Consider the following 8,383-nt stretch of genomic DNA (forward strand, 5'->3'; position numbering starts at 1 on the left):
CGGGCCGCCCGCCGTCGCGTGCTGCAGGCGACGATCGTGCCCGCGGTCATCGCGGGGCTCGCGCTCGTCGGATTCATCGTGGTCCAGGCGATCACCTTCGCGCAGACAGCGGTCACGTCGGATGTCTACGACGGCATCGAACTCGGCATGACTCGGACGGAGCTGGCCGGGCTGCTGCCCGGCGGCACGCCCGGCCCGGTGCCGATCGTCAGCGAGCCACAGGTGCCGGAGGGTGCCGAGTGCGACTACTTCACCGCCCGCGACGGCTGGCTGCACTTCACCGATGCGTCGTACCGCCTCTGCTTCGAGCAGGGTGTGCTCATCGAGAAGACCCTGCTGGGGGCATCGTGATCCGGGTGCTCATCGCCGACGACGAGGCGATGATGCGGGCGGGAGTGCGGGCGATCCTGGAGTCCGATCCGGGGATCGAGGTCGTGTTCGAGGCGGCCGACGGCCACGAGGCGATCGGCGGGGCGCAGCGGCACCGGCCCGACGTCGCCGTCCTCGACATCCGGATGCCCCGGCTCGACGGTCTCGCCGCCGCCACCGAGATCGCAGCCACCGTGCCGAGCACGCGCATCGTGATGCTGACGACCTTCGGCGAAGACGACTACATCGAACGCGCGCTCGGCGGCGGGGCGCTCGGCTTCCTGCTCAAGGCCGCCGATCCGCGCGAACTGATCGCGGGCGTGCGCGCTGTCTCGGAAGGCGGCGCGTACCTGTCTCCCCATATCGCGCGCCGAGTCATCGCGCCGTACCGCGACGGCGACCGTGCGCGCGGCGCCGAGGCCCGCGACGCGATCGCGGCACTGACCGGCCGCGAGCGCGACGTGCTCGCACTCCTGGGTGCCGGTGCCTCGAACGCCGAGATCGGCGAGCGGCTGCACCTCGTCGAGGGCACGGTGAAGGGATACGTGAGTGCGATCCTCGTGAAGCTCGGGGTGCGCAACCGCGTGGAGGCCGCGGTGCAGGCCCATCGGGCAGGGATCGTGCCGGCGGATTGAGAGAGCCGGATACGCAAGCCATTCCTCCAGGATGGCTGGGAGAAGCTCCGCGTCGCCCACCAGTGGCACGGCGATCTCGAGCAAGAAGGGTGATGGCGATCGCGAACACGCCTTCGCCGCGTCCTGCTGGGCATCGCCCATAGGATCGCCCTGTGACCTCCACCGCTGCCGTCGTTGATGCCGCACCGGCACGTCGCCCGACGGTGGCCCAAGCGATGACGGCGTTCGTGGCGAACGCTTTCACCATCCGAGGTCGTGCCACCCGTAGCGAGTACTGGTGGTGGATGCTCGTCAATGTCGTCGTGCTCACGCTCACGCAATTGCTCATTCCCTTCCTCATCGCGAGGAGGACACCGCAACCGACACTGCGCATCGGACCCTTCGGGTCGTGGCTCTTCGCCGACATCGAACTGTTCACCGTCGACGCCACCGATGCGCCGAGCTCGCCCTTCGCCGCCGCATCCCTGCTCGTCGCCGGACTGTGGCTGGTCGCCACGCTCATCCCGGGCTTCACCGTGGCGGTACGCCGTCTCCACGACTCGAACCTGTCCGGCTGGTGCGTTCTGCTCGCCCTGTTCCCGTTCGGCGCACTCGTGCTGCTGCTGCTCGCCGCTCGGCGATCGCGCCCAGAGGAAGTCCGCTTCGACGCCGGAAGCGACCCTGATTCGCCCCGGCCCGGGTGATCGGTCAGCGTGCTCACGTCGCAGTGGTGCGGCGTCGCCGGTCTGTGAGAGGTTCGAGGGATGCTGAGCGACGATGACCAAGATCTCATGCGAGCGGTGTCGGCCTACCTCCGTCGGGTCAACGAACTGGCCGAGAACGAGACGGTCCCTCGTCGCACCCCGCTGGGGGATCTTGTGAGCGAGCACCTCAGGACCGACGCCGCGCAGGTCTCGGTCGTACAGGAGGAGATCGCCGATCATCGTCTCGTCGATGCGGACCTCGCGCTGGAGGTGCTCGCGGCGGATGGTGACGGCCGGCTCCTCGGCGTCACGGGTGGTGACCAGCGGCACCACCAAGGCCTGTCGGAGTTCGTGACCAACAGTTACATCCGGTACGCGCCAGGACCGGTGGACTACTCGGAGCGCGCCACGGGCCCGGACTCGAGCAGACGAGTCGTCTCACTCGGCATCCGTCTGCTGCACTTCGAAGGCTCCCCGATCGCTCTCGCACAGCGCGCCGCTGCCCCGCAGTTCGGGCGGCAGACCGCCGTCGTCGAGGTGATGGGCGCGGACGCCGCCGTGGTGACGCGCTTCCTCGAGGCGCTGCGACGGACGATGGTCGAGCGGAGCGTGCTCCGCGGCCAGGTGCTCTCGTTCCAGCCGACCGAGTACGGGCGAGACGCCGGCGCCACGTTCGTCGTGCGGCCGTCCGTCGCGGCGGACGACATCGTGCTTCCCGACGGCGTGCTCGAAGAGATCGTCCAGCACGTCGTGACCATCGGCGCGCACCGGGACGCGCTGCAGCGGGCAGGTCAGCATCTGAAACGCGGCGTCCTGCTCTACGGCCCGCCGGGAACCGGCAAGACACTCACGGTCCGGCATCTGCTCAGCGCGACGCCCGAGACGACTGCGATCGTGCTCACGGGTTCCAGCATCCGTTTCGTCAGTGCGGCCGCTGAGATCGCACGCACCTTCCAGCCGGCGATCGTCGTGCTCGAAGACATCGATCTGGTCGCGATGGAACGCCACTCGTCACCGCAGCCGCTCCTGTTCGAAGTGCTCGATGCGCTGGACGGCCTCGACGGCGACGCCGACGTGGCGTTCGTCATGACGACCAACCGCGTGGAGGTGCTCGAGCGGGCGCTCGCCGAGCGCCCGGGCCGCGTCGATCTCGCTGTCGAGGTGCCGCTGCCTGGGCTGCCTGAGCGCCGCCGGCTGTTCCGCCGCTACGCCCACGATCTTCCCTACACCGAGGAGGCGGTGGATGCCGCGGCCGAAAGCGCCGAAGGCACCACGGGCTCGTTCGCGAAGGAGCTGATGCGCCGCACCGTGCTTCGTGCCGCCGACCTCGGGCGAGAACCCGAGGACGAAGACCTCGCCACCGAGCTCACCCGACTGATGGACTCACGGGAGCGTCTGACCCGTACCATGCTGGGCTCGAACGTCGACGGTCCGGCCCCCGCACCGCCACCTGGGCACGCAGGCGTCGGCGTCGGCTGGTCCGCCGGCTCATAGCGGCGGCTCTCGGCAACGGCAAGAGCCGGCGCGCGAACAGGTGGGTCGGTTCTGCCTCCGTGCGCGGATCCGCTGCTGCGCGCAATGATGGGTGCGTGCCCTCCACCTTCACCGTCGTCACCGACTCCCCGCACCCACCCGAAGAGCTCTTCGACGTGTCCCTCGACATCGATGCGCATGTGGCGTCGATGTCGGAGTCGAAAGAGCGCGCCGTGGCCGGTGTGACGACAGGTCGGATCGGACTCGGTGAGACGGTGACGTGGCGCGCACGTCACCTCGGCGTGTGGTTCATCCTGACGTCGGAGATCTCGGAGATGGACCGGCCGACCCGGTTCGTCGACCGGCAGGTGCGGGGTCCGTTCACGACCTTCGTCCACGAGCACCGCTTCGAGCCGCACCTGAGCGGATCACGGATGACCGATCACATCACCGTCGGTGCACCGGTCTTCGGCCGGGTGGTGGAACGACTGATCCTCGTGCCCTACCTCCGACGACTCATCGCGCAGCGAAACGCGCACCTTCTGGCTGCTCTGCGCTAGCGGCGAAGGTCGGAGTCAGCCCTGTGCGAGCCGGAGCGCCTTGTTCGTGAAGTAGCCCACGCCGCCGTCGTCGTCTTCGACCCCGAAGACCCACCTGCCGGAGGGGGTGGGCCGGACATCGATCACTGTGCCCCGCGCAAGAGGGGTGACGACTTCGTCTCCGAGCTTGAATGTGGTCTCGGTCATACGTGAGAGGGTACGAGCACCAGGCGGCGTGCCGCCTCCCCCGTGAGAGGGATCTTGCGTCCGACTGCCTGAGTCAGCCCTTCTTCAGCTCCTGCGCGAACATCACCAGGATCCCGCTCGGACCGCGAAGATACGTGAGCTTGTAGACGTCCTCGTAGCTCGCGACGCCCCGCAATGGGTGGCAGCCGTGCTTCGCGGCGATCTCGAGGGCCTCGTCGATGTCGTCGACGGAGAACGCGACGCGGTGCATGCCGATCTCGTTGGGGAGCGTGGGCTCCGTCTCGATCGCGTCAGGGTGGACGTACTCGAAGAGCTCCAGCTGACCATGACCGTCCGGCGTCTGGAGGACGGCGATCTTGGCGTGGTTGCCGTCGAGCCCGACAGCGGTGTCGGCCCATTCGCCACTGACGGTGTCACGGCCGAGGACCGTGAGGCCGAGGTCGGTGAAGAATGCGATGGTCGCTTCGATGTCGCGTACGGCGATTCCGACGTTCTCGAGCTTGATGGCCATGGTCGGCATGATATCGAGGCCAGCACGGCGCGCAGCACCGGCGGACGCGGAGTCTCAGCCGCCCGCGGCAGGTGGGGTCTGCTTCGATTCCGCGAGTTCGTCGACGTAGAGGCCGGCCTCGTCGATCGTGCCGTTGCGGTACGCCTGCCGACCCACCATGTGCGCCGAGAGCGGGGAGGTCGCGAGCTGGATGAGCACGATCGGCACCAGCAGTGCGACCACCTCCCACGACCGCAGCGACAGCGCGATCGCGAGGCAGATGAGGACGAGCCCCAGCACCTGCGGCTTGGTCGCCGCGTGCAGGCGCGTCGGCACGTCCCGGAAGCGGAGCAGACCGATGGCGGCGGTCAGGCACAGGACGGCGCCGACCAGGATGAGGATCAGCGCGGTGACGTCGAGAATCTCGTTCATCGGTCGGCGTTGTCCCTCCGTGCGACGAACCGGGCGATCGAGATCGACCCGAAGACCCCCACAGCCGCGATGATCAGCAAGACCGGCAAGGTGCGCGTGTGCTGGTTGATCGCCATCTCGGCACCCAGCACGCACATCACCTCGGTGAGGAGGACGTCGGATGCCACGGCCCGGTCGAGGATCGACGGTCCGATCACGACGCGCCACAGTGTCAGCAGCGCCGCCACCGCGAACACGGCGTAGATGATCAGAAGCAGGACGTTCATCGCAGAGCACCCCCGTGCAGCGGCGAGTCGATCGCCGCACGCCGGATGACCTCGAGCTGCTCGCGCGATCCCACGGCCCTGACGATGCGGGCCTCCCACCCGAGGACGGCCCGCCGCTGCGCCTCGACCTCGTCGTCGGTCGACGCCCCGATGACGTGAAGGTAGACGATGCGGCGGGCCCGGTCGGCCTCGATCAGGAGTGAGCCGGGAATGAGGGATGCCGTCACCGCCGTGTGAGTCATGATGAGGTCGTCGTCGGTGAGCAGCGGCACCGCGATGATCGAGCTCCGCGGGTTGCGTCGAGTGTCGACCACCTGCCAGGCGACGAGCAGGGATCCTCGGACGACCGCGCCGACGAACGTCACGACGAAGATCACGCCGTACCAGAGGTTGACGCGGCCGGAGAGTTCCACCGGGGGCAGTCGGAAGACACGGGTCACGACGATCGCGGCGGCGAGCCCGGTCAGGAACGCGAGCCACGTGAACTGCCCCCACAGCAGCATCCAGAGCGCGATGAGCCACACGAAGAACGGCAGCTGGCGCCACAGCCGGACGAGCAGGCCACGGGCCGTGGTGCGGGGCGGGTTCGCAGCATCCGCCGTCATCGCTCACCCCCCTCGTCGAGGCCGGTGCTGTCTTCGTGCTCCTGCTCAAGCTGCTCCAGCGTGACCGGCTGCAGCAGTGCCGCGCCGATGCGCGTGCACACATCGTAGAGAGGCCCGGCGAAGATCGTCAGCGCGACGGTGATCGCGACCATGCCGGCGGTCGCCGCCGTCATGATGCGGGGAATCACGCGCCGCTGCGTCTCGACTCCCGCTGCGGGCGCCGAGCCGAGGTACGAGATGCGGGCCTCCGTCTCGGCCGAGTCGTCCTCCTCGCGCCAGAACGACAGGTTCCAGGCACGCATGAGGGCGTAGAGCGTGAGCAGGCTCGTGACGATCCCCGCCACCATCAGCACGATCATGATCGGGGTGCCCACCTCGGCGGCCGCGTCGAAAAGAGCGAACTTGCCGATGAAGCCCGAGAACGGGGGGAGGCCGCCGAGGTTCACCGCGGGGATGAAGTAGAGCACCGCGATCACCGGCGCGATCTTCATGAGGCCCTTCACCCGCAGGATCGAAGTGCTTCCGGCTCTACGCTCCACCAGGCCCACCGCGAGGAACAGCGTCGTCTGCACCACGATGTGATGGACCATGTAGTAGATGGTCGCGCCGATCGCGGCGGGCGTCGCGATCGCCAGTCCGAAGATCATGTAGCCGATGTGGCTGACGAGCGTGAACGAGAGGATCCGTTTGAGCTCGGCCTGAGCGACCGCGCCCAGCACCCCGACGACCATGGTCGCCAGCGCCACGAACATCAGCAGCATGTTGACGTCGTTGTCGAGGAACATCTCGGTCTCGGTGCGGATGATGGCGTACACGCCGACCTTGGTCAGCAGGCCGGCGAACACCGCCGTCACCGGAGCGGGCGCGGTCGGGTACGAGTCGGGCAGCCAGAACGACAGCGGGAAGACCGCGGCTTTGATGCCGAAGGCGAGAAGCAGCATGAGATGCAGCGTCAGCTGCGTCTGCTGCGGCAGCTCGCCCATGCGCTCCGCGATCTGCACCATGTTCACAGTGCCGAGCGCACCGTAGATCATCGCGATGGCCGCCAGGAACAGGATCGACGACACGAGGGAGACGACGATGTACACGACACCGGTGCGGATCCGCGATTCGGTCGATCCCAGGGTGATGAGCACGTACGACGCGACCAGCAGTATCTCGAACCCCACGTAGAGGTTGAACAGGTCGCCCGCGATGAAGGCGTTGAAGATCCCCGCCGCGAGGATCAGGTACGAGGGGTGGAAGATCGAGACCGGCGTCTCGTCGTCGCCGTCGGCCGCGCCCTGGCCGACCGAGAACAGCAGGACCGCGAGCAGCACGATGCTCGAGACCACGACGAGCAGGGCCGCGAGGCGGTCGACGTAGAGCACGATGCCGAACGGGATCGGCCAGCCGCCCACCGACACGGCGATCGGCCGGTCGCCGACGTCGACCACGAACAGGAGCACGGCCGCGATCGCGCAGACGACCGTGAGCGTGACGACTGAGACCGCGACCTGCGTCTTGCGGTGACGGCCCGCGATCAGCGCGATCGCCGCGCCGAGCAGCGGCAGGGTCACCAGCAGCGGGACGAGAGCGGGAGCGAATGCGATCATGCGTCGTCCCCCGTTCCGTCCGATCCGCGGTCACGCTGCGGACGGTCCACCGGTGCGTCGTCGCGCAGCCCCGGCACGTCGCGGCTTCCGAGCACCGTGATGGGGGCGGTGTCGGTGCCGACGAAGTCGGTCGTGGCGTCGTCATCCTCCAGTTCGATCTCGGTCTCGTCGTCCATGGTCTCTTCGACGTCGGCGGTGCCCTCGCGGACGGCGCGGTCGGCCTCGTCGTCGACGAAGGTGTCGGCCTGGCCCAGCTGCCACGAGCGGTAGATCAGGGCGAGGAGAAATGCCGAGACCGCGAACGTGATGACGATCGCCGTCAGGGTGAGGGCCTGGGGCAGCGGATCCGACATCTCGTCGGGCGACTCGGCGGCACCGAAGAACGGGGCGACGCCCGGCTCACCCATCACGATGAGCAGCAGCAGGTTCACGGCGTTGCCGAGCAGCAGGAAGCCGATGAGCACACGCGTCAGGCTGCGCTCGAGCATCGCGTACACCCCGCACGCGAAGAGCACCGCCATCACGACGATGAGAACGAGCGACACGCTCACGAGACGCCCACCTCCCCGGTGCGGCCGCCGCGGGCCTCGAGCGCCTGGCGGTCGACCTCGGCGCCGAGGCTGCGCAGCACGTCGAGCACGAGCCCGATCACGACGAGGTAGACGCCGACGTCGAAGAGGGTGGAGGTCACGAACTCGACGTGTCCGAGGATCGGGAGGTCGGCCGTGAACCACGTGCTCGTGAGCGGCGGGGCCCCGAAGAACAGCGGCACGACGGCGCATGCGACGGCGATCGCCATTCCCGTGCCGAGGAGGCGCCCGGCTTCGGTCGGAGCCGCCGCACCGAGCTCGTACCGCCCGCCGGCGACGTACCGCATGACGAGGGCCATGCCCGCGACCAGCCCGCCGGCGAAGCCGCCGCCGGGAAGGTTGTGGCCCGCGAAGAGAAGGTAAAGCGACACGATGATGATGGTGTGGAAGAGGACCCGCACGATCACCTCGAGCACGATCGAGCGGTTCTCAGGCCGCACCCGCTGCCCGCCGACGAGCCACGCCATGCGGCCGCTGCCTCGCGCGTCCCCGTGCTGCT

At 68.5% G+C, this 8,383-nt stretch carries 13 protein-coding genes; 5 read left to right on the forward strand and 8 right to left on the reverse strand.

Annotation, left to right across the window (positions count from 1 at the left end; genetic code table 11):
- From EIO58_RS18725 to EIO58_RS08685, 5 genes are all read left to right on the forward strand, one after another.
- A partial coding sequence (locus EIO58_RS18725; RefSeq protein ID WP_205789190.1) for a hypothetical protein occupies positions 1 to 351 on the forward strand: 351 nt, incomplete at its 5' end.
- Positions 348 to 1,004, forward strand: coding sequence for a response regulator transcription factor (locus tag EIO58_RS08670; RefSeq protein ID WP_127819194.1), 657 nt, complete (start codon positions 348 to 350; stop codon positions 1,002 to 1,004). The genes EIO58_RS18725 and EIO58_RS08670, both read left to right, overlap by 4 nt.
- A gap of 152 nt (positions 1,005 to 1,156) precedes the next feature.
- Positions 1,157 to 1,687, forward strand: a complete 531-nt coding sequence (locus EIO58_RS08675) for a DUF805 domain-containing protein (RefSeq protein ID WP_127819195.1) — start codon at positions 1,157 to 1,159, stop codon at positions 1,685 to 1,687.
- Between the two features lie 60 nt (positions 1,688 to 1,747).
- On the forward strand, positions 1,748 to 3,181 hold the full coding sequence (locus tag EIO58_RS08680; protein ID WP_127819196.1) for an AAA family ATPase: 1,434 nt from the start codon (positions 1,748 to 1,750) through the stop codon (positions 3,179 to 3,181).
- A gap of 95 nt (positions 3,182 to 3,276) precedes the next feature.
- Positions 3,277 to 3,720 carry an SRPBCC family protein gene (locus EIO58_RS08685; RefSeq protein ID WP_127819197.1) on the forward strand — a complete coding sequence of 148 codons (444 nt, stop codon included), beginning with the start codon at positions 3,277 to 3,279 and terminating at the stop codon, positions 3,718 to 3,720.
- A 15-nt stretch (positions 3,721 to 3,735) separates the two neighbouring features.
- On the opposite strand, the gene EIO58_RS18730 is transcribed toward EIO58_RS08685, so the two are convergent.
- From EIO58_RS18730 to EIO58_RS08720, 8 genes are all read right to left on the reverse strand, one after another.
- The gene (locus tag EIO58_RS18730; RefSeq protein ID WP_164861597.1) at positions 3,736 to 3,906 is read right to left on the reverse strand and encodes a hypothetical protein; all 171 of its coding nucleotides are present in this window, start codon (positions 3,904 to 3,906) and stop codon (positions 3,736 to 3,738) included.
- Positions 3,907 to 3,979: 73 nt separating this feature from the next.
- On the reverse strand, positions 3,980 to 4,417 hold the full coding sequence (locus EIO58_RS08690; RefSeq protein ID WP_127819198.1) for a VOC family protein: 438 nt from the start codon (positions 4,415 to 4,417) through the stop codon (positions 3,980 to 3,982).
- Positions 4,418 to 4,471: 54 nt separating this feature from the next.
- Entirely contained in the window at positions 4,472 to 4,828 is a 357-nt protein-coding gene (gene mnhG, locus EIO58_RS08695) for a monovalent cation/H(+) antiporter subunit G (protein ID WP_127819199.1), read from the reverse strand.
- A complete protein-coding gene (locus tag EIO58_RS08700) occupies positions 4,825 to 5,094 on the reverse strand; it encodes a monovalent cation/H+ antiporter complex subunit F (RefSeq protein ID WP_127819200.1) in 270 nt (89 codons plus the stop codon). The genes mnhG and EIO58_RS08700 overlap by 4 nt, the downstream gene beginning before the upstream one ends.
- Complete coding sequence (locus EIO58_RS08705; RefSeq protein ID WP_127819201.1) at positions 5,091 to 5,699, reverse strand: Na+/H+ antiporter subunit E; 609 nt, start codon at positions 5,697 to 5,699, stop codon at positions 5,091 to 5,093. The genes EIO58_RS08700 and EIO58_RS08705 overlap by 4 nt, the downstream gene beginning before the upstream one ends.
- A complete protein-coding gene (locus EIO58_RS08710; protein WP_127819202.1) occupies positions 5,696 to 7,294 on the reverse strand; it encodes a Na+/H+ antiporter subunit D in 1,599 nt (532 codons plus the stop codon). The genes EIO58_RS08705 and EIO58_RS08710 overlap by 4 nt, the downstream gene beginning before the upstream one ends.
- Positions 7,291 to 7,845 carry a Na(+)/H(+) antiporter subunit C gene (locus EIO58_RS08715; RefSeq protein WP_127819203.1) on the reverse strand — a complete coding sequence of 185 codons (555 nt, stop codon included), beginning with the start codon at positions 7,843 to 7,845 and terminating at the stop codon, positions 7,291 to 7,293. The genes EIO58_RS08710 and EIO58_RS08715 overlap by 4 nt, the downstream gene beginning before the upstream one ends.
- Positions 7,842 to 8,383, reverse strand: a 542-nt coding sequence (locus EIO58_RS08720) for an MnhB domain-containing protein (RefSeq protein WP_274543203.1), incomplete at its 5' end; no start/stop codon positions are given. The genes EIO58_RS08720 and EIO58_RS08715, both read right to left, overlap by 4 nt.

It is taken from the genome of Microbacterium sp. CPCC 204701 (assembly GCF_004010105.1).
Classification (GTDB): Bacteria; Actinomycetota; Actinomycetes; order Actinomycetales; family Microbacteriaceae; genus Microbacterium.